Consider the following 25,685-nt stretch of genomic DNA (forward strand, 5'->3'; position numbering starts at 1 on the left):
AACTCCTCATTATTTATTCTTGGATATAATCCAAATATAACAAAACGCTACTGACAATAGCGTGTCAGTAGCGTTTTAAGATTTTTTCGGCCTCTTCCCGAATCCGATGTCGGAGAGACTCCGGTTCCAACACCTCGACATCCCCGCCCCAGCCGAGGATATAAGACAGCAGCTCCTCCGGCTGTCGGACAAGAAAGTTGACAATAAGACCGTCCTTTCGCTCCTCAGTCGATTCCATATAATAATGACAAGTCTCAGCGATTTTGTCCGCAATTTCAGGATGAGCCAGAACCAACACCCGTATGTTACGGTCGTCTGACGGACGGTAGTTGTTAAGATTAAATCCATTTGGAGTGAGAAAGCGATCCTCCAATACGGTTAGTTCTGTCATTCGTGACAATCGGAAATGCCGAATTTCTTGCCGCAAGTCACAACGTGCAATCAAAAACCAATTTCCCTGAATAAGCGCCAATCCATATGGAGCGACCTCACGCGTACTCTTCCGATTGCCGTCTGTTTCCGGCATTTTTTTCAGATACGTCATAAGTAATTTGCGGCGCTCCATAATTGCCCGCCTCACTTGTCCGAGATAGTCCTTTTCCCTCAAGTTAGTTACAGGCTCGCGGGCCTGAAGAAGCCGCATTGTTTCCCGGACGCGCTTCGACTCATCGTGTACTGTTTCTGGCAGAATAGCTTCAATTTTGCGTCGTGCCGCCTGAGCTGCACTTGCATAATCGCCATCCAACCTCTGTTCGATAAAGTCAGTACCCATAAGCATGGTTACTGCCTCTTCAGCAGAAAACCCGACTGGTGGAAGAAAATATCCTTCCATTAGGGAGTAACCCTGCCCGGGAGCCCCAAGGATCGGAACACCCATTTCACTTAGAGCTTGTATGTCCCGATATATCGTCCGCACGCTAGTCTCAAATATAGATGCCAAATCTTCTGCTCTCAATACTTTGCTCCGTTGTAGCTCAAGCATTATAGCGAGCTGCCGATCGGTCTTGTTCATTACTGTTCCCCCCGTGTCCGTCCTGTCACTCCATCTACTCATTCTACCACAGCAAACTACTCGTTAGCATGAAATTGACAGCCGATCGAAAACTCCTCCTAAGAATTTTTTTATGAAAATATAAAAAAAGCCAGCGAGATCTCGCTGGCTATATAACCCTTACTAACCATATATCCTACTACATTCAGCAGAAGTTTGGTTGATCCTGGAATTAGGAATTCTTTCTCTTCATTACGAAAAGTTATATCTAGCCAGCCTCGATATTCTAATTGAAAAGACATATTCATCGTACGGTGCCCCATTCTTTTATAATATATGGTTTTAATATGATTATTTAAAAGATGTTCTAAGGTCCACCAATAGAAAGAATCAACTTATACAAATCATCTTGCGTTGCAAAATAAGGGTATTCTATACCTTTGGCTTGAAATTCAAGGTTTCTCCCTCTCTGACCTAATGCTGTAATACCTATTAATCTTCCTGACTTCAAACTAATACTTATTCCTGCGTTTGGTGTTGTACCTGCTAAAGTACTATTTGCTTTAAACGAATGCATGGCGTTGTACCATTCAATGATTTGTCTCGTTTCTTCATAAGTTGCTTCACGCGCATTTAATTTTCCTAACTCGTGAAACTCAATCTTTTCAACATCTTCTATAGCAACTGGGAATGGATGGTTCAAGGGTAACGAATAAAATATCCCTAAAGTGATAATAGTTAAAAACACTATGACAATCAAAGTTAGTTTGTACATTTACAGTAGCTCCCTTAACTCTACAATCAATATTAACTACACATCGAAAGTATCTCCATTATATGAATGATGAAATCAAAAAAGAGCTGCTTCAATGCAACTCCTCCTGAGCATAGAGCCCTTTATTATTGCGTAACATCCATTCGAATAACGTTTTAACATTCTCGAAAATATCCGGATTAACTTTGTATGATATCTCTCTTCTAGTACTTTCATTGACAACTAAATGTTCATAAAACCCAACACAGATAGCCTTATATAAATAGTTACTTCTTCGATATTGATAATAACACCACTCAGCGAAATTATAGATCTTAACAAGATCCTCGTTTTGGCCAGAGTAAGTAAAGAACTGGTCGTTTTTTCCGCTAATCATTTAAGTTTTATGAATCAAGCTGCTCCAATCGATCTGCGCGGAGCCAACTCATCTCTTCGATACCCAGAATGGTTTTGAAGTCATCCACCATGGCGTGTCGGCGCTTGAGTTGTGCGATGGTCTCCGCATCGAAAAGGTGTCGAAGCTGCTCCATCTCCTCGGTGCTGAGCTCGAAAAGCTTAAAAGCTTCCACGTCCAGCTGCCTCAGCATTGCCTGGACCCGGTCAATCCCGCTTCGTTGCTGCTCCATTTCCATAATCATGGACGCTCTAAAGGACTCTGAATCAGGGCTAATATATAGTAGTTCTACCTCATCCTGATCCGGAAATTTGTCCCGGACATAATTCATGAGGTCGACCTCCTCTTGCTCATACGAAAAGTCGAACGTAGAAACGGCTTCCCCCTGATGAAGAAGGGTGAAGCCCCAGCCATGATCCTCAAAATTGTAGAAGTACAGCACCGGCAGATGCTGCGATATCCCCGTAACATCTGTCGGAACGATCTCGCTGACACCTGTCCCTGAGGTGAAAAACACGGCCCACTGCTCATTCAGTTCTTCGACAAGCAGGGGATTATGTTTTTGGACTGTGTCGCGATATGAATTTCGTATCAAGCTTCCTGCGGTGAATTCACTCATAATTTGTTCCTCCTAAATTTCAATACTAAAACAATTTAAACATTCTTCAGGTCTATACCTGATGCTTTTCCTCACTGATTTCAGAACTGTTTGCGTTCGGATTTCTTTTTCTGGTCGTGATTAAATTCTTTATCCACTTCCAACTCCCCGCCAAGGCAATAACGATAAATACCCCAAACTTTTTCAGTAACAGTAAACCGCCAGCAAGTAGTCCAACTTTTTTAGCTACAGCAAGACCAGCTCCCCCCAATATCAAGTCGGATAAACCGAATTTAGATACTTTGTCTGTGCTGCTGTTAAAGTCTTCATATTTCTGACCATTAACCATCGAAATTTTAGGAAGGATTTGAGAAGCCAAGACTTGTTTATCATGTTCACGGCTCAAAGGATCCGAAATGAGGATAGCCGAGATATAACCTGTGCGTGTCAAAAGCCTGACATCGTAGTTTATAAGTGGTTGTTTTTTAGCGTCTTCCGCGCCCATCGACCATGTTAAATCATGTGTTTTCTCATCATAAAATGGTTTTACATCCCAGCCTGTTACATGAAGTTGGTGGTCTAATGGAAGCTTTTCATTCGCCTTTTCCGTACTATCACTATAACTTTTCAATATGGCAGCATCATCAATAGTTTTCTTTTCATCATCCTTGATATGCCCAGATTCATCATACTCAAAAATTACCGTCCATTGCTCCTTAGGGTTTGTCGGATACACACTGCCAATCTCACGTCCTGAAGGGATATCCTTGTAGTCCGTCATCATTTTTTTTGTATCTTCACCATTTAGAAAAACAAAATCCTGGCCAAGATCCAAGCTTGCTATTTTTCCTAGCTCTACATTTTTTCCACCTGAAACCCAATTATAAGTATGTTTGGATTGTTCTTCTTCTGCAAAAACACTCGTTTGAGTGCTAAGCAAGAGTATTACTAGGATGCTGAGTACACGTATTTTCAAAATTACGCCTCCAATTTATAAATGTGTTAACTTGATCATACAAAATAATCCAAAATGTGAAAAATTAAATTTTCATAAAGGAGATAAAGGAGATAGGTGGAAATAGATTCCGTTAACGTACCAAAGGCTGCCAATCATGCCGGCAGCCTCTAGTACAAGTATGTTAATTTCATTTTCTCGAGCCATTCGCTCTTTACCTTTGTTAATTCAACGTTCCCCGCTTGTTATACCAATTTAACGCTTTACTTTCCAGCTCATTAACAAACGCATCTTTACCATCCATATATGCTTCAATGTCCCTGGGGAACTGTTTGGCGAGGCTTTCTTTTAAAGCCCCAAAACAATTTACTTCATCGGGATGCGTTCGGAGATAATCCCTAACCGCCAAATGGCGAATAATGTTTTGCTAGTTATCCTATAACGTTCACTCAAATGACCCTCCTGAGGGTGAATTTATCATTGTGATCGGTTTGCAACTTACTTTTTTGCACGTAGTTCTTCATTAATTTGCCCAATAATCTCTTGGATACTTGTTGATCCAAGGTCTCCTTCGCCCCGTTTCCTAACGGACACACTTTCGGAATTCTTCTCATTCTCACCGAGAACGAGCATATACGGTACTTTTTCTAGTTGGGCTTCACGAATTTTATACCCGAGTTTTTCATTTCTCACATCTACTTCAATCCGAATACCTGTCTCTTCCAGTGCTTTCTTCACTTGCAAGGCATAGTCGATATAGTTCTCCGAAACCGGCAGTAACTTCACCTGGACGGGCGCAAGCCATAGCGGGAAAGCTCCGGCAAAATGTTCGGTTAACATGCCGATAAATCGCTCAATAGATCCATAAATAGCACGATGTATAACGACTGGCCGGTGCTTCTGGTTGTCCTCTCCGATGTAAGAAAGATCGAATTTCTCGGGCATCTGGAAATCCAGTTGGATGGTCCCACACTGCCAGCTCCTTTTAAGCGCATCTAAAATGTGAAAATCGATCTTGGGTCCATAGAATGCCCCATCGCCTTCATTGACATGATAATCGATACCAAGTTTATCCAGGACATTTTGCAAAGATTGTTCAGCCTGCTGCCATAGCTCTTCTGAACCCATCGAATCTTCGGGCCGGGTAGATAGCTCGACCTTGTACTTAAAGCCGAGTACTTGATAAACATGATCAATCAAGGCAATGACACGGCTAATTTCATCCTCAATTTGTTCAGGCAAAACGAACAGATGTGCGTCGTCCTGACAGAAGGTACGGACCCGCATCATTCCGTTAAGCGCTCCGGAAAGTTCATGGCGGTGAACTTGGCCGAATTCGCAAAGACGTATAGGCAATTCCCGATAGGAACGTAAGCTGTTTTTAAAAATAAGCATGTGTCCCGGGCAGTTCATCGGTTTAAGTGCAAACTTTGTTTCATCAACATTCGTGAAGTACATGTTATCTTTGTAATGATCCCAGTGTCCCGATTGCTCCCAAACACGATTATTCATCATAAGCGGTGTACGTACTTCAGCATAGTCGCGCTGTCTCTGTAATTCACGCGCAAAGTTCTCAAGCTCATTACGAATGCTCATCCCTTTTGGAAGAAAGAACGGCATTCCAGGTGCTTCTTCAGAGAACATAAACAATTCAAGCTCTTTACCAAGCTTTCGGTGGTCACGCTTTTTGGCTTCTTCAATAACATGCAAATGCTCTTCAAGCTGTGACTTCTTGGGAAATGAAGTCCCATAAATGCGCTGCAGCACCTTATTATTAGAATCTCCACGCCAGTAGGCTCCCGCCACATTCATCAGCTTAAACGCCTTTATCCGACCAGTAGAGGGAAGGTGCGGCCCCCGACATAGATCAAAAAACTCACCCTGATCATAAATGGTAATGACGGCATCATCTGGCAGGTCGCGAATGAGTTCTAATTTTAATGGTTCTTCGAGCTCCTCGAAAGCTGTAATTGCTTCACTGCGGCTGACAGCCCGGCGAACAATTGGCAGGTTCTCTTGGATTACTTTCTCCATCTCTTTTTCAATAGCTGCAAGATCATCAATAGACAGAGGTTGTTCTATATCAATATCATAGTAAAATCCATCTTCGATGACCGGTCCAATTCCGAGCTTGACTGCCCTATCTCCATATATGCGTTTAATCGATTGGGCCATTAAATGCGCCGTACTGTGCCTGTATATCTCCAGGCCCTCTTTACTGTCAAGAGTAACGATTTCGACAAGACTATTAGGCTCAATCGGGTGATCAAGATCAACGAGTTTGCCATTGATCTTTCCAGCTACCGCATTTTTCTTCAATCCTGGACTAATAGATTCCGCCACTTGTTCGATTATCGTACCTTGTGGATACCTCCTAATTCTTCCATCTGGCAATGATACATTGATCTCCATGATTTAGCCTCCATTTCTAGTTATTCATTATTTTTGAACGCAAAAAAACGCATCTCTCCCACAAAGGGACGAGTGCGTTCAGCTCGTGGTTCCACCCTAATTTGACCTTCAACATGTCATGCTTTGGCTGTTCTCCAAAGTAGCAGTTACAAGATCCTTATTGGTATCCAGTATCGGGGATAAGACGGTGACGCTTACTGCCGCGACGAACAGATCGACGGGTTCAACGACACGGCTACAAAGGGGTAATTTCACAGCCGGTAACAGGAGAAGCTTTCAGCCTAAACTTCTCTCTCTGGACAGTTCGTGAAGGAAATCATGTCTTTGGTCAATGCCTTATTTATGTTGTGTTAACTGGTTTAATATTACATAGTCGCGCTCTTGAAGGTCAAGGGAAAGAATTATTATATAAAAGTTTCAAGCTCTGACGAAGTTCTTTATCTAGAATCTGCCCGATTTAAAAATCGAAAAAAGCAGCCAAAGACTCATTAAGGATGCCAGTATAAACCCAACTTCAATGGTTGGCACGTTGAGCAAGAAATAATGCTTCCGGCCAACAATGGAAGAGCCGATGATGAGTCCCATCATAATGAGGCTGAAGGACAAGAGAACGATGCCGAATGTGATCCTATTGCCAATGCGATCCAGCTTGCGCAGGAAATCGTAGGCATCAGTGACGCTAATATTCATATGCAGTTTCCCTTTTTTTATCTGTGAAAAAAACTCTCGGGACTGTCTTGGAAAATCAATTAGCAAAGACCCATAATCCGTGACATCTTTAAGTAAACTTGCTGTCAGATTTTTCGGGCGCAGTCGTTCCAACAGCAGTTGGAGGCCGAAGGGTTCCGCTATCTTTACGATACTGATCGTAGGATCTAACTTCGTGACTACCCCTTCAATCGTTATCAGCGTTTTCCCTAATAAGATGAAATCCGACGGAATGCGAATATGGTACTTGTACGCCACTTCGAACAGATCGTTGACGATTCCCCCCAGGCTTACACGACTAAGAGGGACTCCGAAATATCGCTCTCTAAGCTCCTCAATATCATAACGCAGCTCCGCCATATCAAGCTCCTCGTCAATAAGCCCGATCCGGTAGATCGCTTTAATCACCCCATCGGTGTTCTGGCGCATAAGAGCAATAATCAATGAGGAAAAATGAAATTTGGACTCCGCCGTAAGCCGGCCCACCATGCCAAAGTCAAGCAAAGCGATCACTTCGCCCGGCAATATGACGATGTTCCCGGGATGAGGATCGGCGTGAAACAAACCTTCAACGAATATCTGATGAAACAATGCTTGAATGAGTCGATTGGCAATTCGCGCCCGGTCATACCCATGTGCGATGAGTTGATCCTCTTGGTACAGCCGAATACCTTCGATATACTGCATTGTCATAACCTTTTTAGAGCTGTAATCGCTATAAATCGGCGGCACGTAGATATGGGCTACATGCTTGAATTGCTCAGCTATTTTCTCCGCATTTCTAGCCTCTTTGGTATAATCCAGCTCATTTAAGAGCGATCTGCCGAATTCCTCAATGAGGACCTCCATTTGAATTCGGCGTGCCCATGCAAAACGTCGCTCGGCTATCGCAGCCAGATCAGCTAGAATCTCGAGATCGATTCGGATTGATTCTGCGGCTTGAGGTCGTTGGATTTTGATAGCCACACGTTCTCCAGTGTGGAGCACGCCATGGTGCACTTGCCCGATGGATGCCGCTGCAAGTGACTGCTCCTCGAAGCGCTCATAAACAGTCTCGATACTTTGGCCTAATTCAGCCTCAATAATATCTTGTACCTGTTTGTAAGGGATGGGCTTCACATCATCTTGAAGTTTCTCCAACTCCTTAACAATGTCTTCCGGGAGGAGATCAGAACGGGTGCTGGCGATCTGTCCCAATTTTATAAAGGTTGGACCGAGTTCTTCAACGACATCCCTAATTCGCAGTCCAAGCGATTTACGGTCTGCATCGTCATCCACTCGAAATCTTCGAATTGGAATACGAAGACGCTGCAGCAGATCTGACTCTTCTACCAAGAAGCCAAACCCATGGCGAACCAAAGCAATAACAATATCCCGGTATCGTTGAAACTGCCGTATCCTTTTCCTCATAATCAACTATGCCTGTAGCTTGTGTTCCATTTGGTCGATACGCTGATCTAGCCGCTTAATATCATCCTCAGTCGCCAGGTGCAAATCAACCAGCAGCTTCTGAAGCTGTACGCGTACGATTTCTTTAAGAGCGTCCTGCTGCTCCTCCCCTTTCTTGATCAACTTTGCCACCAAAGCCTTCGACTCCTCAGGAGCAACTTCTCCCTTTACCACAAGCTCTTTAACGTAGTTTTCCAGTTTTTCTTTGGTCACAATCGTGATTCCCAGACCGAGCGAAACTGCATTTTTGATCAAATCATTCATTTACAACACTCCTCTACAAACAATTATTAAGCATTATGATTTCCATTAGATGCCAATGGTATGTATGCGGAGTAGAAATCAAAGATAATCTCTTTTTTCAAACGTAAAAAAACGTTGTTTCATTTCATGTAGCGATATTCCAGGAGATTCTTCAAATTCGAGATCCTCTGCAGCAGATTCTCCCCGACATTGGTTTCCCTCACCAGCTTCCGCTCCAGTTCTTTATCCACCAGTCTTTTTACAGACAATACGTCCGTGCCGTTACATAACACGTCTTCTTTAGATTTAAATTTCTGATGGGCAACGAGCTGCATGCCAAAGGAATTATACAACAATGTATATCCGGCGATGCCCGTTGTGGATTGATAGGCTTTGGAAAAACCGCCGTCAATGACCACCATTTTCCCGTTTGCCTTAACGGGATTCTCTCCACGAATTTCTTTAACTGGTGTGTGACCGTTTATGATATGTCCATGATCCGGATTCAAATCAAACTCCAGCAGGATTTTCCGGCAGATCTCCTCATTTTCACGCAAATGGTAATAAGGATTCTTTCTCTCTTTATAGCTTTCTTTGTCTTGGATAAAGTATCGTTCAAAGGTGGTCATTTCTCTCTTTCCAAATAGCGAGGAACATTCCCCTGTCCAGATGTACCACACCATATCCGTTGCCAGATCATCCGTCTCTTCTGGATGCGCAAAGGCGTAACGTAAATAATATTCAAAAACATCGAGCAGCTTACGGCCCGAATACGTCTTGTCCTCAATTTGCATTTCTTCCATATTTCCTTCTTCATCCAAAGGAATACAGCCGTGAAATAACAAATTTCCGTTGTATTTTAGATAAAGACTGCCCTTTTTCATAAAAAAATTCATATGCCGGGCCAGCTTTTCGGAATGCTGAACGGAGAACAGCAGCTTTTCCATCACCTGCTGTTCTTCTTCCAACAATTTTGCAGGCTGCTGCGGATCTACGGTCGCGAAACAGGTGTTTTCCAGCGGGTACGTTTTACCGCCTATTTTTATTTCAGTTTTGTCGTAATCGATTTGCTCAAGCAAAAGCCTTTCAGACATATTAAAGAATGGCCGTCTCTTGATAATAGGGATTTCAAGCTTAAACTGGATCATGGCAATAGCTTGATGAATTTTGGTAATTTGCAGGATCTCCTGCTCCGAACTGTTATGCTCGGTCTGCAGCTTCGGTCTGAAGGCCGGATTGTCATGATAGTACTTCTCTGCCAAGTTCAGCAATGGGCGAAGATTGATGCCATATACGTCTTCGATGATGTCCAGATTGTCGTATCTGGCGCAGATCCGGATAATATTCGCAAGGCAGACTAGGGAACCCGCATAGGCGCCTATCCATAGGACATCATGGTTCCCCCACTGAATATCTACAGAATGATAATTGATCAGCGTGTCCATAATTTTATCGGGGTCAGGCCCGCGGTCATAAATATCTCCGACCACATGAAGATGGTCAACCACTAGGCGTTGGGTCGTATAAGCAAGCCCGATAATGAGCTTATCCGCCTGGCCCAAGGAAATAATTTGCCGGTATATTTCCTCATAATAAGGGTCCTTATTGTTGGTCGTATCCGTCTTGTATAAAAGTTCTTCTACAATATATACAAACTGCTCCGGCAGAGCTCTACGCAATTTTGAACGCGTATATTTGGATGAGGAATTAGATATGAGCGTAAGCATTTGTTCAATCGTGTGTCTGTACCATCGATTCAAGGCTTGATTATTGCATAAATCCGCTTTAACCAATTGTATTTTTTCTTCCGGATAATAAACTAACACCGTAAAATCATTGATTTCTTGCTCCGTCCAAACCTCACGGAATAAGGCTTTGATTTTCTCTTTTACGGTACCCGAACCGTTTCTTAATACATGCTGAAAAGCCTGGAACTCCCCATGCAAATCACTGACAAAATGCTCAGTTCCCTTGGGAAGATTGGAGATCGCTTCAAGGTTGATGATTTCTGTTACAACTTTTTCTTCCGTATCATATTCCAGAGCCAATAAATCTAGAAACTGTGCATCCAAAACAAATGTCCCCCTTCAAGGAAATATGGTGATGTATTATTCTTAGTGTAAACGGTAAAGGAAAAATATTGGTATTAGATTTCCCTGAATTGAATGGAACAATAAGCACCTATTTGATCAAACCTAAATATACCATATAATGGAACTTCTCTGCCGATAGTTCAATAGATAAAAAATACCCCATAGCAACAGGCTATGGAGCTAAAATCTAAGAAATATAAAGTTCTACAATCTACATTGTATGTAATCAGCCCGCTCCTAATTTAGGTTTAATAAAATAGTTTAACAGAAATGTATAAACTAATGTTCCTCGTAATTCGAGCTTATTCAATTAAATAAACTTTCTGACCAGTACAAATTTGACCTGGCTTTATAACAGATGCATATAAACCAAAGCATAAATTCATTTGCTCATTTACTTTCTTTAGCAGAGTGACATCACGTTCTAGTGTATCGGGATCAAGCGTAATTATTGAACATCGCTCACAACTAGATTCTACTTTTAATTTTACATCCCCAAAGGATAATTGCTTTCCAATCCAATCCGTTTCATCAAAATTATTTTCATTTAATGACAAGATAATGTTAGCTCTAAACCGGCGTTTATCTAATTTCTTTCCCCATATCGATTCAAGTCTGCGTAACGAAGAATCTGTAATAATAAGAATACTAGCAAGATCAACAGACATAAGTTTGGGGTCTTCAGGGTTTGGGGCTTTATAGTCCGCCTTAGATACTTTTCTATTGGTGTATCTTTGAATTTCTTTTAAAAGTTCTTCATTCCAGCTAAAAATTTCTCCGTTTGGAGATGTAACGCTTATTTCGTTATTAAGTAGTCTAGCCGTATAACCTCTCATTTTAGGGATATCTCTAGCCGTAATAAAACGATTCCAACCCTCTTTTGTTTCATCATAAAAAGCACAGAAACGGTCTCCAAACAACCCATATGTATCCACTCTACAAGCGTCCAAAGTTTCTCCGGCAAATGATTTTACAGGATAACGTGTTATTTCACTAATTTCTCCAACAAGCAAAAGTTTTTCGCCTCCATAACATAACAATATTTTTAGTTAAATCAACAACATGGTTCATTCTTCACCTCGAAGTTACAATCTAGTCTGTGTCACTGAACTTTAATGTTCCATTAGCTATAACCAGAGGATCATTTGAACTCATAAATAATCGTATCGGGCTTAGATTCCAAAGTTGAATGGGATCGGTCAACTATGAACATCATTAGTTTACTGTTTGGACTCCAGTACATTTCGCTGCTCGCCGCTCGGTTGCCGCTTTTGTAAATCATCTTATTTTCGCCACTCTTCATATCGACCACATGGACCTCATATTTCTTTGGGTATTCTTTCATCACTACATAAGTCAATTTCGATTGATCTAGTGACCAAGATATACTGTTGAAATATTCCCCCGACTCCAAATGATTACCTATAGAATTTCCATCGGGATCAAGGAGTAGAAGCTCACTTTTTGTCTTGCCGAATTGGCTACCCTCTGTCGTTACAACAGCTATTTGTTTTTCGTCTGGCGCGGGATAGAATCGATTTACGCTCTTATCGTATAACCTATGAATTACAGGATTATCCAGATGCGACGTCTCGATATAACTAAATTCACTACCTTCTACAAAATATAAACGTTCACCTATTTTCGTTACTTGCTCTATGTTTCTGGTACCCGTATCCTTATGTTCCATTAATTTACTTAATGCAGGCATCGGCGTAATATTCCCCTGCAGGTCAATCTGCACGACGCCCCCATCACCAATTCCACCCGTATATAATACATGCACATTATCCAGCCATATGGCGCTGCCAGCAATCGCCTGATTAGCTATTTCCTTTGTCTCTCCACCATCGCGGCTGAGCATCCGATGCTCCGCAACCAGTTTCTCATCTTCCATATGATTCAACTTCACATAGATATGCCTGCCATCAGGAGATACTGAATAGATATCGTAGGAAATGTCAGGTTTTTCTCCTCTTACTTCTCCAGAGATAATATCCTTAATCCCCCTCGTATTTTTGAATATAGACTCATGATGTTCGTCTGTCCCGATTTTCACCGATTGGACAAACTCAATCTCATGATTGGAGACCCAGCCGACACCATGGATTCCCTCCAATCGACTGGTAGTCCAGCTATTCGATGAATCCAAGATAATATCTGAGTTTTCTTCCAATTCGATCTTAGTAGAAATCTGCAATTTCTCAGTCACACAAGAACTCAGCAGTACAACTATAACCCCCAAACAAACAAGCTGCTTCATCTTTTATTGTACTTATCCCCCAGTTACCGTAATGGAGCTATAATTTACCGTTAATCAAGCGTTTTTGAAGCATACACAGGATTTGCAACTCTCACCAAATCTCCATATTCCACTTTTAATTCTTCAAATGCTTTCAATACATCGTTAGGAATATCAACGTGTGCAATGAAATTTTTTCCATTAGGGCCATATCCATTACTATCATCTAATAATCTCGGAATTTCTCCCAATAATAATGAAATATATCTTTCTATTTCCCACATACCCCAAATATCTGACGGTTCAAATACCAATTTTTCATTTTTTAATACAACCCTAACCTTATACGAAGCAAAATTTATTACTTCAACTCTTGCATCTTGGAGATATTTACGAAAACCAGCATCCATCCTACATTGCATCGTTGAGTCTTGAACAATAATCATATTGTTTAGGGAAAGATTATTTTGTTTTATAACATCTAATGCGTAAGTTATGTTATTTCCACAATTTGTTGAATTACGCTCAATCAATATATTGTCAATATCGTACTTTCGTTTCATATACTCACTTATAATATCTGCTTCCATCTTGCCTGTAGTTACTATTTCGGGTAAAACACTATGGACAGCTCTTCGTAAGCTTTCTGTTGTGTGTCCTTCTCCACCAACAATCATAAAATTCTTGGCAATATTGTTAGAAATGGCTTCACCTACTACGTCACAACCATATACTATACTAGCACCGAATAATATTAGTAAATCCGCTTGTGAAAATTGATATTTTTCTTCTAGAGCATCACTGGTTAATGTGTCTATATCTCTTATTCCAAGAAAGTCACTTAATAAATTTATGTTCTTTGCAATTTTATGTAGATCCATTTATTGACCTCCATACATACCTACTGATATATCTTTTTTGTTATTTCGTTAGCTAAGAACCAAATTCTATAGATTAGTAGTCTTAATCTTTTTTATGTAGTATCTTTTGCAATGTAGAGTTAATGTTCAATAAAGCCATGAATACGAATCCGAGCATAATAAAAGTTACGATTTCCCCTGTGAAAATTGATATCACGGCTAATAATACAGCATATAATCCATTTAAATATCCGTTATTCAAAAATTTCAATTTCACACTCTCCTCAAGAGATAGATAGACACTGCTTTTTGTTTTGCTCTAACGTTCTATAACAATCAATTATTCAATCTATTGTCTTGGACCCACAGTATGGAAAAGATGCTGTCTTTCGTGATCTAATGCATTACTGACTTTTAACCCTACTTCTTCGTGAACCTCTCTTTTTGCAGTTTCCTGCGCTGATTCATCCTCCTCAGCTTTTCCTCCTGGCAGATCCCAATTATTTTTGCCATAGCTATGTTTTACCAATAATACTTTCCCCTCAGAATCTAAAATAACTGCTGCTGCGCCAATTAACTTAGGCAATGTCATGCCCCCTTATGAATATTGACTACTTAATTATAGACGGAAATTAGTGGAAATAGTTTTAAGTTGACCACACTAATCTCCCTTTGCGTCAACGAAATAAGGGAACAGCTGCCATATGGCGATCTGCTCCCTCGTTAATTAAACTTACGTTCATCAATGTTCTAACATTGAATTGATTTCATCTAGCCAGACTGACACTAAAACCTGTCCGCCATGTCGGGTACAGCGGTTTCCAGCTGTACTCCTCTCGGGCCTTCCTGTTCGATGCCCCTCGCTCCCAAGTGTTGCTATTCGAAGAAGTTTCAGGGATAGGTGCTCCTAAGGCTTGTGAATAAACCGGAAGCCAGTCAATTCCTCTCGCTGGTTCGTCATCGACAATGTTCACTGGTCCAGAAGGCCATTGTAAGGCCATAAGTGCTGCCTCAGCGGCATCCTCCACATGAAGAAAAGAAGTGACCCCTTCGGTAGCGGGTATCTGTCTTTGATGTATTTGATTTGCCATAAATCCATTATGCTCGTACCAAGTGCCTGGACCGTAGAACATTCCATAGCGTAAAATTACATGTTGCGGTATTTTTGACACAGCACTTTCCAATGCTAAAATGCCATCAATTGTCGATTTTCGAGGTTCCTCAGCCGTTAAATGCAAGGATTCATCTTCGATTGCCGGTCCCTCTCCCGGTTCATATGCCCAAGAGATGCTTTGTGCGATGATGCGATTGATACCAACCGAAATAGCGGCATCGACTAAATTTTGTGTGCCTTCTATACGTATCCTTGTATTGTCAGAAAAATTGCGGCTACTCAAAGAAGTCAATTGATGAATGACAACCTCGGGTTGAGATTCATCTAATGCGGATCGTAAGGACTCACGATCAAAGACATTAGCGATTATTGCTTTTGCTCCCGTTTTTTCGATTATGGTTTTCTTACTCTCACTTTGCGTGATTCCAATTACTTCATGACCTGCGCGAATCAATTTTGGAAGCAAAATACGTCCGACAGCTCCAGTAGCCCCAGCAACAAAAATTCTCATGGATTTTTCCTCCCAATTAATTTGCAAATTCAGTTAATACCTGGCTCTATTGTCCAATTGCTTAATGAGGTTGCCGATCAATTTCGCCGCAGCCACGTTTTATAGCTTAGCGAACAAACGTTCCAATCGATTAAAATAGATGACCTCTCTTCTGTTAAATTTTAATTTTCATATTCCCCAGTTGAATGGAGAGCATATTGATTTAATGCTAACATTAGTTTGTTATGCTCATTTTGTTTATTCGCGAAATAATTAATCAAACCTGCTCATTAGTTCAACGAAAAAAGCAGCCGATTTGTTCGGCTGCCAGGAGTATCAATATAAATGAAAAGTTAGAGACGATTAAAAATAACCTCTTCTCTTATCTTGATAACGTCCCCTTTGGGACAACCAACATTTATTTTTATTGGTATACAAGCACCATTATTTGTATCATCACCCTCTGTTGCAAAATGTCCTGCTTTTATCATTTCACCGACTTTCTCTAATTGTTGAGCAATTACGTCATTAGTAATGACAACTCTCCCTTGTTCATCAAGTGTAATATCTTTAAGATGTGAGTTAATATTTATATTAGCCATTTTATTCTTCCTCCTTGAATAAAATCAAATTATTTTAGATTCCACTCATTAATAATGTGTCTGGAAGACTTGCTAAAGGGCATGCTAATTCCGAACGATCATTATTACTAATTCCTCGTGTCCAATTTTGTAATAACTGTTGGTTTACTTGTATGGTGCCATTAGAAAGTAATTGACCGATCGCATTACGAGAATCATTTAATGCCACAGTGCATTTCCCTAAAGAACCATCAGAACGTATGATTAATGAGTTCGGTTTTGCAGCATAACATACATAATCCTTTAGAAATTCATGCTCCACTTTATGACCATAGAGACGCAAGTATAATTCTTCTAAGATCGTGGATTCGTCTTGCCTTGAAATCACATCCATATTTGCATCATTCTTACCTCCGAGTTTAGCCAGAGGTTTAAGCATAATGGTAAAACGTGGATCATCTACAAAATGTTCTCTCAGTTCTCTGATAAGGGGCTCAATGTTACTTACCTTATCATAATCAAGATGGATCCGTAATTTTATTGTAAACTTCTGGTCACTATCACGAATGTCTAATAAGTTCTTCCAAATGCGATTGAACGTTCCTTTGCCATCGGCTCTCTTTCTAGTCTGATCATGTACCTCTCCAAATCCATCTAACGAAATTTGATAAGCATTAACGCCTACCTCTAAAAGAGCTTTAAATAGCTCATTATTTAACATATAGGCATTTGTTGTCATTCCTGCGTGAAAATCCACATTATACTTCTGTGATAACTCCAAAGCATAAGAGGAAATATCCATTACAATATCTTTTGCCACTAAAGGTTCTCCGCCAAACCAGCTCAATGTTAAATGTTTTAATTCTGGCATTCTAGTAGCAAGTAATTGTTTAAAAGCCTCTATAGTTTCTTTGGACATTCTACCTTTTTCAAAATCTTCATAACAATACGTACATCTAAAATTACACTGTTCTGTTGGTAACAGAATAAACTCTTGAACCTTAGGTGATAACATCTGATATAATTGAGCCTTTGATAATGGGTTAACAGACATTGATTTCCTCCAAATATTAATCAATCAAGTAGCAAAATTTATCTCACCTAATATTTAGCAATTTCCATTGAAACTTTGTGTATCACCCCTTCCATAAATTTATCCCAAAGAACCTTTTTCTTGTTCTCGAAGGAAAAATGCCCACTTTGATATTCGCGCCGATCGAATACGACTATATGTAGTCAATGCTTTCACAGCGCCTTTTATACTACCTTGTAAAGATTCTACAAAGGTCCTCTTTACTTATTTCATTATAAACCCAAGAATGATACAATCTGTATACCAATATATTGGGGGTAGTCTTGTGTTAGGGGAGACGATAAGTGATGAAATTCAACGGGAATTATCAACGAGTGTTGGTTCAAATAAAGCGCTTGTGTTACTCTGGATTAGACGATCAGCAATTGCGTCTTGAAATCATTAGCAAATTGCACCCCATTATGCAATCCGATCTTTGTTGCTTTCAAACGGTTGATCCTGCAACAGGATTAATCACGTCAAATGTGCGGAGAGGTGTACATAATCATGCTGTAAGCGATGTGGAGCATATTTTTCTTGAGCATTTATATTTTGAGGACTACCTTCCAGCTTATAGGCGATTAATGAATTCCCGGTTTCCAGTGGACCGGTTATCGGAAGCAACAATGGGAAATACTGGTCAAGCCTACCGCCATCAAATGCTATACAAACCGATCGGCCTTAACGACGAAATCCGTGCCGTCATGTATACCGGAAAAAATATGTGGGGCACGATGGTGCTAGCTCGTGAAAAATCCACAACTCCCTATTCCGAGCAAGATGCCTGGCTCCTAGCAAAGCTTGCACCCCATATTGGTACAGCCTTTCGCACGGCATTGCAGCAACAGCTTGCCTCTATAGAGCCAACTGATACTATGCAGGAATTAGACATCCCGGGTCTCCTTATTTACAATCCCATCGGTTACATCGAGTCTTATACAAATGCTGCCTTACTTTGGTTAAATGAATTAGGAGAGCTTCATCCTGAGTGGTGCCGCATTGAACTTCCTGTTTACATTACACAAGTAGTTAGTGCCCTCAAAAAATCGCAGTCGATGCAAACCGAAAATGATTTCGAAATCATACCCGAACTTGCTCGTTATGGTCGGAGTGGACGCTGGATAACCATCAAAGCCTATGAAATGAGCGCCGATGATGATAGAAATCGAAAAATTGGAATTATTCTTGGGCCTGCCGTGCAACGCGATCTCATCAAATTTCAGACAACTGCTTACGGATTGACTCCGCAAGAAAATGCAGTTGTTCATCTTGTGGCTAAAGGCAACAGTTCATCAGAAATTTCATCAAAACTTTCCATTTCGCCTTATACAGTTCAGGAGCATCTCAGCAATATTTTTGACAAAGTTGGTGTAAGAAGCAGGAGAGAGGTTGTGAAGAAGATTTTTTTGGCAAATCTGTTCCAAGGTGAACAATCATAAAAGTCAACTACACATTTGTTACTTCATAAAATAAATAACTTCACCTTACCAGCAAATATTTCTACTATCTACTAAATGCGAAACCAGCTAGTCTAAACACCTTTTAATCACTAATACAATAGGTTACAAACTGCAACCTGAAGCTGCAATTTAGTCTTTTGACGTGTGAAATGTTGTAGAAAATGCAAATATCAATCATAAACAGAAAAGGCCCCACACGGGGCCTCTCTTTATACCAGCTGAGTCTTTTTCAAATACGCCCGCCAAGTAATGCACCATTGCTTCGGATCGTCTAGCGAAGACTCATCGTTCCGATGGACAGTACTGTTATGCGGAGCTGACCTCACAATTTCCGGTTGTGTGTAGGCCTCATGCGAAATATGCTCCAGCGCATGGATGTATTCGTCCAGATCCTCTTTGGAATACGACTCTGTCGGTTCCAAGGTAAACGGCTGCTTCACGATATACGGGTGATGGGACGTCCAGTAGTGTAGACCGAAATCACACATGCGGCGAGTGATATCTTCTGTCGTGACACCTGTCTCATCGGTAAGCTGCTTCCAGCTGTAGCGAACCTGCTCGAGACGGCGTCCTTTGATATAAGGTGCGCTCGCTCCGCGAATTTGCAGGATTTTGTGATACAGATAGTTGTTGTTTAGAACCGCGATTTCAGCGACTTGCTTCAGTCCATCCGGACCGAGGCTCAGAATCCAAGCGTAGGAACGCAGAACAGTCTGTGCAACCCCGTGGAAGCTGCGAACTTTGCCGATACTGTCTGCCGTCTGAGACTTCAACACATAACGGCTTCCGTCGTAATCCACAAGCGGTCCAGGCAAAAAGCGTTTCAATTCCTCGCTTACACCTAGTGCACCTGTCGCTGGCCCACCGCACATATGAGGAGCAGCAAAAGTCTTATGCAGATTGAAAAAGCACATGTCAAAGCCCGCTTCTTTCGCTCTCGTAATGCCAAGCAAGCCGTTAGCGTTGGCCTGATCGTAGAAGCATACTCCACCCGCTTCGTGGACAATGTCGGTAAACTCGCGAATTCGGTGATTATAGATGCCCGTATCCTCCGGATTCGCAACGACAAAACCAGCTGTTCGCTCGGAGATTACACTCTTCAGTTTTTCTATGTCTGGGAAGCCATCTTCATCAGGATGCAGTGTGATGATTTTGTAGCCTTTCACTGCCGCTGTCGCCGCTTGGGAAGGGTGTGAGAAAATCGTCGTAATGATCTCATCCCGCTGATCCCCCTCCCCCCGCGAATCATGATAGGCGCGAACGATGGAAGCCATCGCTAGTAAGGCTTGCGTCCCGCTGCTCGGTTGGAACGAGAACGCATCCATCCCGCTAATCTCTCGCATAGCAAGGTCCAACTTATAGAAAATCTCCAGCATGCCCTGAACGGAATCAGCCTCCTGCAAGGGATGCAGTTCCATTAAATGGGGCGTACGGATAAGCATTTCGTTGATGCGAGGAATATACTTCATCGTGCAAGTGCCTTGTCCGATCTCAACATTCAAATCGGAGCCAAGTGTCTCTTGGGATAGGCGCAGATAATGACGAAGGACCTTCGCTTGGCCAATTTCGGGCAAAGCCGGCGCTGATTTTCGCTTCATAGAAGAAGGAATACTGCCTATCCCATCTCCTACCTCAGCTGTAATACCAGCCTCCGTTGCCGGCGGAATGACCCCTCGCTCACCTTGACGGTGAAGTTCAAATATAACCGGCTCATCCCATTTGGCTTGATGAAAATTGCGGACTTTATGGTCTCTGCGAATTCGTTTCATGGCGTTCCATCCTTTCTATTTAAGTTGATCACGGTTGGCGAACAATGGTTTGAATGGTGTCTGCAAGACGATCAAGATCAGCTTGCGAATGAATTTCAGTAACACAATAGAGGGCACATAGTCCCCAAGCAGGGAAAGAACCGGACAAATCTTTGCCTCCGAATATCCCCGCTTCAGAAAGGCGCGCATTAATTTCAGCGACAGTTAGGCCTGTATCGTTGAAATCAACAACAAATTCCTTGAAAAATGCTGTCTCTGCGAACCGCAGGGAAACACCTGGAATGGCGGAGAGTTTTTTGGCCGCATATTGTGACTTCTGCATGATGGTCTCGCCGACCTCTTGCATACCGGTTGGCCCAAGCAAGGACAGATACACACCTGCTGTTATGCCCCATAATGCGGTCTGGGTACCGACAGATTCCTTCCCTTTCTCACGAAGCGCGAAGGATGTGCGCTCATAGGCCACGTCGCCGAAGCCATATTCGCCTTCAACCTCTGTTGGCACGATGCCGAACAAACGAGAAGGATATTCCATCACATACGTCTCTTCGTCGCGCGTCGCGATAAATCCGGCTTGACCACCGCCGTAGTTCATATGCATCCCGAGCGGTTGCAAATCACCACAGACGATATCTGCACCATATTGGCTAGGAGGTTGAAGAACACCGAGTGAGATGGGGTCCACACCAACGATGGAGATAGCCTTTACGAAATGAGCAATCTCCGAAATCTCGTGCCCTTGGTCTTCGATAATCCCAAGGTAACCGGGATTTTCGAAGTATACCGCAGCTACCTCGTTAGTTAGCTTGCTGCGCAAATCATTCAAGTCCATTTTGCCAGTTGCCTCATCAATTTCAATAAAACGCAGCTCCATTACAGGCGTGCAGTAGTTGTTAATAATCATGACTTTGTCGGGATCAACTGACTTGGGAACTAGGGCAACACTGCGGCCGGTAATGCGCCCCGCCATTCGAATCGCCGTTGATGCCGCTTGTGCCCAGTCAAAGGTAGGGACATTCACGACGTCCATATCAACCAACTCAGCCATTAAACTTTGGTATTCAAACAGAGTTTGAAATCGTCCGTGATCTTCATAAGGTTCACCGGCATACGCAGTAACGAACTCGGATCGTTGATTAATTTCATCACAAACAGCTGGAATGAAATGCTGCCAACAGCCTGCTCCGAGGAAATTCAAATAAGCAGCACCGTGCTTGTTCTTGGCGAGCAGGCCATCAATATGGCGCCGCAGCTCATATTCCGTCATGGCTGGCGGGAGGTTCATCTCCCGATTCAGCTTCAAGCTGTCCGGAATGGCGTCATGAAGTTGTTCGATTCGAGTCAGGCCTATTTCCTTCAGCATCGCATCACGAACCTCAGGTACGGTATTCGGTATATAAGGATGGGCATAAGTTCTGTTATTAGGCAAAGGTAACGCCTCCATTCGTCGTACTTTTAAAAGTAGTTTAAAAACTCGATTTCATAGATTTTTAACTGCCTAGCTTGCTAGATGCGAATCTCCCTTAGGCAATGCCTCCACCATCTACAACAAGCACGCTTCCCGTTACCCAGGAAGACATGTCACTCGCCAGAAATAGGACTGCATTAGCAATATCTCGCGGTGTTCCGAGTCTTTCCAGCGGGCGGCCTCCGGCTGAGGCGATTAGGAATTCAGCCTCATTTCGCTGCAGCTGCTTCGCTTCATCACGCAGCAGCGGCGTGTCCGTATCGCCTGGTGATACGCAGTTCACACGAATGTTGGCGACGCCATGATCGATAGCCATAGCCCGCGTTAAATTTACAACACCAGCTTTGGCAGCGCAGTAGGCAGCAGCGCGATCTCCGCCTTTAAGACCCCAACCGGATCCTGAGTTTATGATGCTGCCTCCGCCATTACGTTCCATGATTGGGATGATAGATTTGGATAGCAGATAAACGCCTTTCAAAGAGACATCAATCACTAGATCCCAATCGCGTTCTTCCAGCTCAACGACCGTTTTACGGCGAATAATTCCAGCATTGTTGAATAAAATATCAATTCGTCCATGTGCTGCATCAATTTCTGCTGCAATACGCTGGCATTCTGCGGAAGAAGACACATCACAGCGGTAGAAACTTGCTAGTCCACCTTGCTGTCTGATGCCATTTACCGCCTGTTCACCTTGTGCTTCGTTAATATCAAGAATAACGGCATAAGCTCCAAAGCTGGCTAACAGTTCAGCGGTCGCAAGGCCAATGCCTGAGGCACCGCCGGTCACAACCGCTATTTTTCCCGATAAGTTTAAAACGTCTTGTGTATGAAGCATGCTTTGTATCCTCCTGTTATAGCTTATTCACTTCAGATTTCATATGATGGCTCAACCGCTCAGGTGAGGTATCTTCGGATAAATAGGGCTTAAGCAGAATCCTGAAACGGAATTCTTCTGATGTGACTGTGTTTTCCTGGGACTGCGCGGGTCCACAGCTGTTGCTGCCTAGACCATTCTGCCTGTAATCCAAGTTGAGTGTAATGTAATCACGTGGAACAAGTTCACTAGCATGCTTGGCTGCTTCTAAGTCAGCGTCGGTATAGCGTCGTGCACTGAATTCAAGTGTTGGTGCTCCAACCGCGAGCAGTCCGATTCCGGCGCCGTCTGTGATGGATACCCACCTTACATCGGTCCGATTGCCGTTTTCCTGCGGATAAATATAAGGCGTGAAAAGTTCATCTACAGATACCTGATACACACCGAACCGTCCTGCTTCTTTGCTGTCGGAGTAACTCTCCCCTGGACCACGTCCGTACCATTTCACGGCGTCCATGTCCCCAGGTATCTCCATTTGGAGTCCAATCTTCGGTAACATGGCCGGGCGCTTACCTTCTGGAACACCGTGCACGTCGATCACGATAAGACCTGAGCCCGTTATGGTGTAGACCGTTTCACATTGGAAGCCCCAGTCGAAAACAGGTGGTGCAATGCGAGACTTCCAAGTGATACGAATCGTCCCTTCGTCCAATCGCTCCCAACGGCAATCACCGATTCGTTCAGTAAGTCTATTGAGATGCGCCTTGTACCAGTCAGGCAAGACATACATATCGTTATCAATCGGCGCACGCCAAAAATGTAGGCGCGGCCCCGTGTTCACTAGCTCTTGGCCGTTCATTCGAAGCGAACCTATTCCTGCACACCGGGTGTCTACGGTGATTCGGAATGAATCGTTTGCGAGGATGAGCTTGCGCCCTTCCTCTGTGCAGGACAAGCTCCGCTTAGTCAGACTAGCTGCTTCGTAAGCAGACGAATTTCCGCTTACTCCGACATTTCTCGTTTGCTCACTGTTCCAGGCTGTTTCTAAAGCGAGCTGCGCCCATGCTACCTCATGACCACGATTACCCCAGATACAATCTGCTGCAAGCGTGAAGCCGATATTCAACCAGCGCTCCGCATATTTCTCCATTAAAACGAATTGCATATCTGCTCTTACAGGAACGTGTACCTCTACGCTTTCACCTGGGCCAATTCGCGGCAGAGCAAGCATGCCACTTTGAACTGTCCGCCCTTCTACCTTCACACTCCAATCAGCACAGAGATGATCCAGCGTAACAAAATCATAGCGATTCATGATGCGTATGCGATTATCTTTTAGATACTCGACCCTTACAGGCTCAATAATTTTCTTGTATTCAATTAGACCTGGGGAAGGTATTCGATCCGGACGAACAAGACCGTCGATGACGAAATTGCTGTTGTTCGGCACATCGCCATAGTCTCCGCCGTAAGCGTAATCGTCTTTGCCATCCGCAGTCTTCCTACGGATTCCGTGGTCGATCCATTCCCAAACGAAACCACCTTGCAGTCTTCGATAAGCATCGAAGGTATCAAAATACGGCTTGAGTCCGCCTGGACCATTCCCCATGGCATGGGCGAATTCGCATAGAATATGCGGTTTAGGATGATCCACAAGCTGTCCGAAGCCAATCATCTTATCCACAGAAGAATACATGGTGCTCACTATATCGCACACTTCCGCTTCACGGTCTTCTTCATAATGGATGAGGCGCGTTGGATCTGCTTGTTTGCACCAGGCCGACATCGCACGGAAGTTGCAGCCGAAGCCGGACTCATTGCCTAGTGACCAGAACAGAACAGAAGGATGATTCTTATCCCGTTCCACCATACGGCGTATGCGATCGATATAAGCTTCCTGCCAGGCAGGATCATCGCTTAATCGTGAAATATTGCCCAAAGGCTCGAAGCCATGCGTTTCCAAGTCGGTTTCTTCCATGACATATAAGCCATATTCATCACAAATATCGTAGAACCGCGGATCATTCGGATAATGAGCGGTTCTAACCGCATTGATATTATGCTGTTTCATCATCTTCACATCTTGAATCATGGTCGACAGTGTCACTGTGCGCCCCGTATCCGGGTGGTGATCATGCCGGTTTACGCCTTTTAGCAGGATGGCCTTGCCGTTCACCAAAAACTGGCCGTCCTGTACTTCGATCTTGCGGAAGCCAACCCGCTGGGCAACTGCCTCCACGGCTTTATCGTTCTGATCTACGAGACAAATCGTCAAATGATAAAGTGTTGGAGCTTCAGCGCTCCAAAGTGCAGGCTTCGTAACTGGGATCGAAAATGATAGAATCGTCTGTTCCGCACTGCTGGCATTGATTTGCTCTACAGCCGAAGCAACATATACACCTTTATGATCCAGCAACTGTAGTTGGAGTTTCCCTTGCAGAGCATCTCCATGCAGTTCAACTTGAATAGATAAAGTCGCATCGCTATAGTCCGCGTCCAATTCGGTAACGATGCGATAGTCCACGATCCGCGTGGAAGCTGGCTCCGAAATCAGATACACATCTCGGAAAATACCACTCATATACCACATGTCCTGGTCTTCCAAATAGCTGCCGTCTGACCACTGGTAGACACGAACCGCCATACGATTGATCCCTTGCTTCACATATGGCGTCAAATCAAACTCTGAGGTCAATCGGCTGCCTTGGCTGTAACCGACGAATATCCCATTGACCCATACGTGAAAGGCACTATCCACGCCGTCGAATTTCACGGCCAGTTTTCTTCCATCCCAATGCGGTGGAAGCTCAAACTCTCGCACATAGCTGCCCGTCGGATTATCGTTAGGCACATGCGGTGGATCAACCGGGAACGGATAATATAAGTCCGTATAATGCGGATTTCCATATCCTTTCAGCTGCCAATGGCTCGGAACTTGAATCTCTTCCCAACCCGACATGTCATAATTTTCTAAGTGAAAATCTTCCGGCGCCCATTCAGGCCCCTTCGCATAATGAAACTTCCAACGGCCATTCAATGATTTGAACCAAGGGGAGCTCCCTCGGTCATAGCTCAAAGCTCCGGCCGGGTCGGAATGTGGGATGAAATACGCGCGGCACTTCGCGCGGTTGCGCTCCAGAACCGCAAGATTATCCCAATCACGTGTTGCTTTCTCGTTACGCATCGTTGTCTCT

General features: G+C 43.2%; 21 protein-coding genes. 1 reads left to right on the plus strand and 20 read right to left on the minus strand.

Annotated elements, in window-relative coordinates; all coding sequences use genetic code 11:
• Positions 1-64: 64 nt before the first annotated feature.
• From RQP52_RS07195 to RQP52_RS07270, 16 genes are all read right to left on the minus strand, one after another.
• Complete coding sequence (locus RQP52_RS07195; RefSeq protein ID WP_315950488.1) at positions 65-1,012, minus strand: helix-turn-helix transcriptional regulator; 948 nt, start codon at positions 1,010-1,012, stop codon at positions 65-67.
• Positions 1,013-1,358: 346 nt separating this feature from the next.
• Positions 1,359-1,766 carry a hypothetical protein gene (locus RQP52_RS07200; protein ID WP_315950489.1) on the minus strand — a complete coding sequence of 136 codons (408 nt, stop codon included), beginning with the start codon at positions 1,764-1,766 and terminating at the stop codon, positions 1,359-1,361.
• Positions 1,767-2,149: 383 nt separating this feature from the next.
• Positions 2,150-2,779 (minus strand): hypothetical protein, encoded by a 630-nt coding sequence (locus RQP52_RS07205; RefSeq protein ID WP_315950491.1) that lies wholly within the window; start codon positions 2,777-2,779, stop codon positions 2,150-2,152.
• Between the two features lie 52 nt (positions 2,780-2,831).
• Positions 2,832-3,734 carry a DUF2167 domain-containing protein gene (locus RQP52_RS07210; RefSeq protein WP_315950492.1) on the minus strand — a complete coding sequence of 301 codons (903 nt, stop codon included), beginning with the start codon at positions 3,732-3,734 and terminating at the stop codon, positions 2,832-2,834.
• A gap of 202 nt (positions 3,735-3,936) precedes the next feature.
• Positions 3,937-4,134, minus strand: coding sequence for a GrpB family protein (locus RQP52_RS07215; RefSeq protein ID WP_379174436.1), 198 nt, complete (start codon positions 4,132-4,134; stop codon positions 3,937-3,939).
• Positions 4,135-4,211: 77 nt separating this feature from the next.
• Positions 4,212-6,125: a threonine--tRNA ligase gene (thrS, locus tag RQP52_RS07220; protein ID WP_315950494.1), complete on the minus strand. Its 1,914-nt coding sequence runs from the start codon at positions 6,123-6,125 to the stop codon at positions 4,212-4,214.
• A 441-nt stretch (positions 6,126-6,566) separates the two neighbouring features.
• Positions 6,567-8,243 carry an ABC1 kinase family protein gene (locus RQP52_RS07225; protein WP_315950495.1) on the minus strand — a complete coding sequence of 559 codons (1,677 nt, stop codon included), beginning with the start codon at positions 8,241-8,243 and terminating at the stop codon, positions 6,567-6,569.
• 6 nt (positions 8,244-8,249) lie between these two features.
• Positions 8,250-8,546, minus strand: a complete 297-nt coding sequence (locus RQP52_RS07230) for a phasin family protein (protein WP_315950496.1) — start codon at positions 8,544-8,546, stop codon at positions 8,250-8,252.
• 119 nt (positions 8,547-8,665) lie between these two features.
• A complete protein-coding gene (locus RQP52_RS07235; RefSeq protein ID WP_315950497.1) occupies positions 8,666-10,597 on the minus strand; it encodes a fructose-1,6-bisphosphatase in 1,932 nt (643 codons plus the stop codon).
• 323 nt (positions 10,598-10,920) lie between these two features.
• Positions 10,921-11,631 carry an MOSC domain-containing protein gene (locus tag RQP52_RS07240; protein WP_315950498.1) on the minus strand — a complete coding sequence of 237 codons (711 nt, stop codon included), beginning with the start codon at positions 11,629-11,631 and terminating at the stop codon, positions 10,921-10,923.
• A 128-nt stretch (positions 11,632-11,759) separates the two neighbouring features.
• A complete protein-coding gene (locus RQP52_RS07245) occupies positions 11,760-12,881 on the minus strand; it encodes a hypothetical protein (protein ID WP_315950500.1) in 1,122 nt (373 codons plus the stop codon).
• Between the two features lie 50 nt (positions 12,882-12,931).
• Positions 12,932-13,741, minus strand: a complete 810-nt coding sequence (locus RQP52_RS07250) for an ElyC/SanA/YdcF family protein (protein WP_315950501.1) — start codon at positions 13,739-13,741, stop codon at positions 12,932-12,934.
• A gap of 328 nt (positions 13,742-14,069) precedes the next feature.
• Entirely contained in the window at positions 14,070-14,306 is a 237-nt protein-coding gene (locus tag RQP52_RS07255; protein WP_315950503.1) for an NUDIX hydrolase, read from the minus strand.
• Between the two features lie 181 nt (positions 14,307-14,487).
• Complete coding sequence (locus RQP52_RS07260; RefSeq protein ID WP_315950505.1) at positions 14,488-15,345, minus strand: NAD-dependent epimerase/dehydratase family protein; 858 nt, start codon at positions 15,343-15,345, stop codon at positions 14,488-14,490.
• A gap of 332 nt (positions 15,346-15,677) precedes the next feature.
• Complete coding sequence (locus tag RQP52_RS07265; protein WP_315950506.1) at positions 15,678-15,926, minus strand: hypothetical protein; 249 nt, start codon at positions 15,924-15,926, stop codon at positions 15,678-15,680.
• A 34-nt stretch (positions 15,927-15,960) separates the two neighbouring features.
• Positions 15,961-16,959 carry a radical SAM protein gene (locus RQP52_RS07270; protein ID WP_315950508.1) on the minus strand — a complete coding sequence of 333 codons (999 nt, stop codon included), beginning with the start codon at positions 16,957-16,959 and terminating at the stop codon, positions 15,961-15,963.
• Between the two features lie 326 nt (positions 16,960-17,285).
• On the opposite strand from RQP52_RS07270, the gene RQP52_RS07275 reads away from it, so the two are divergent.
• The gene (locus tag RQP52_RS07275) at positions 17,286-18,416 is read left to right on the plus strand and encodes a helix-turn-helix transcriptional regulator (protein ID WP_315950510.1); all 1,131 of its coding nucleotides are present in this window, start codon (positions 17,286-17,288) and stop codon (positions 18,414-18,416) included.
• A 230-nt stretch (positions 18,417-18,646) separates the two neighbouring features.
• Here RQP52_RS07275 and gcvPB read toward each other — a convergent pair whose 3' ends face one another.
• The 4 genes from gcvPB to RQP52_RS07295 all read right to left on the minus strand — a co-directional run bounded on the left by gcvPB (position 18,647) and on the right by RQP52_RS07295 (position 25,675).
• On the minus strand, positions 18,647-20,206 hold the full coding sequence (gcvPB, locus tag RQP52_RS07280; protein WP_315950512.1) for an aminomethyl-transferring glycine dehydrogenase subunit GcvPB: 1,560 nt from the start codon (positions 20,204-20,206) through the stop codon (positions 18,647-18,649).
• A 28-nt stretch (positions 20,207-20,234) separates the two neighbouring features.
• The gene (gcvPA, locus tag RQP52_RS07285; protein WP_315950514.1) at positions 20,235-21,635 is read right to left on the minus strand and encodes an aminomethyl-transferring glycine dehydrogenase subunit GcvPA; all 1,401 of its coding nucleotides are present in this window, start codon (positions 21,633-21,635) and stop codon (positions 20,235-20,237) included.
• Positions 21,636-21,729: 94 nt separating this feature from the next.
• Complete coding sequence (locus tag RQP52_RS07290) at positions 21,730-22,512, minus strand: SDR family NAD(P)-dependent oxidoreductase (RefSeq protein ID WP_315950515.1); 783 nt, start codon at positions 22,510-22,512, stop codon at positions 21,730-21,732.
• Between the two features lie 16 nt (positions 22,513-22,528).
• Positions 22,529-25,675, minus strand: a complete 3,147-nt coding sequence (locus tag RQP52_RS07295; RefSeq protein ID WP_315950517.1) for a glycoside hydrolase family 2 TIM barrel-domain containing protein — start codon at positions 25,673-25,675, stop codon at positions 22,529-22,531.
• Between the last annotated feature and the right edge of the window lie 10 nt (positions 25,676-25,685).

This window comes from Paenibacillus violae (genome assembly GCF_032461945.1).
GTDB classification, from domain to species: Bacteria; Bacillota; Bacilli; order Paenibacillales; family NBRC-103111; genus Paenibacillus_E; species Paenibacillus_E violae.

Excerpts from the sequence above, each read along its gene's own strand:
- RQP52_RS07195 (WP_315950488.1), bottom strand. The coding sequence starts at position 1,012 with ATGAACAAGACCGATCGGCAGCTCGCTATAATGCTTGAGCTACAACGG.
- RQP52_RS07200 (WP_315950489.1), bottom strand. The coding sequence starts at position 1,766 with ATGTACAAACTAACTTTGATTGTCATAGTGTTTTTAACTATTATCACT.
- RQP52_RS07205 (WP_315950491.1), bottom strand. The coding sequence starts at position 2,779 with ATGAGTGAATTCACCGCAGGAAGCTTGATACGAAATTCATATCGCGAC.
- thrS (WP_315950494.1), bottom strand. The coding sequence starts at position 6,125 with ATGGAGATCAATGTATCATTGCCAGATGGAAGAATTAGGAGGTATCCA.
- RQP52_RS07225 (WP_315950495.1), bottom strand. The coding sequence starts at position 8,243 with ATGAGGAAAAGGATACGGCAGTTTCAACGATACCGGGATATTGTTATT.
- RQP52_RS07230 (WP_315950496.1), bottom strand. The coding sequence starts at position 8,546 with ATGAATGATTTGATCAAAAATGCAGTTTCGCTCGGTCTGGGAATCACG.
- RQP52_RS07245 (WP_315950500.1), bottom strand. The coding sequence starts at position 12,881 with ATGAAGCAGCTTGTTTGTTTGGGGGTTATAGTTGTACTGCTGAGTTCT.
- RQP52_RS07250 (WP_315950501.1), bottom strand. The coding sequence starts at position 13,741 with ATGGATCTACATAAAATTGCAAAGAACATAAATTTATTAAGTGACTTT.
- RQP52_RS07260 (WP_315950505.1), bottom strand. The coding sequence starts at position 15,345 with ATGAGAATTTTTGTTGCTGGGGCTACTGGAGCTGTCGGACGTATTTTG.
- RQP52_RS07265 (WP_315950506.1), bottom strand. The coding sequence starts at position 15,926 with ATGGCTAATATAAATATTAACTCACATCTTAAAGATATTACACTTGAT.
- RQP52_RS07270 (WP_315950508.1), bottom strand. The coding sequence starts at position 16,959 with ATGTCTGTTAACCCATTATCAAAGGCTCAATTATATCAGATGTTATCA.
- RQP52_RS07275 (WP_315950510.1), top strand. The coding sequence starts at position 17,286 with ATGAAATTCAACGGGAATTATCAACGAGTGTTGGTTCAAATAAAGCGC.
- gcvPB (WP_315950512.1), bottom strand. The coding sequence starts at position 20,206 with ATGAAACGAATTCGCAGAGACCATAAAGTCCGCAATTTTCATCAAGCC.
- RQP52_RS07290 (WP_315950515.1), bottom strand. The coding sequence starts at position 22,512 with ATGCTTCATACACAAGACGTTTTAAACTTATCGGGAAAAATAGCGGTT.
- RQP52_RS07295 (WP_315950517.1), bottom strand. The coding sequence starts at position 25,675 with ATGCGTAACGAGAAAGCAACACGTGATTGGGATAATCTTGCGGTTCTG.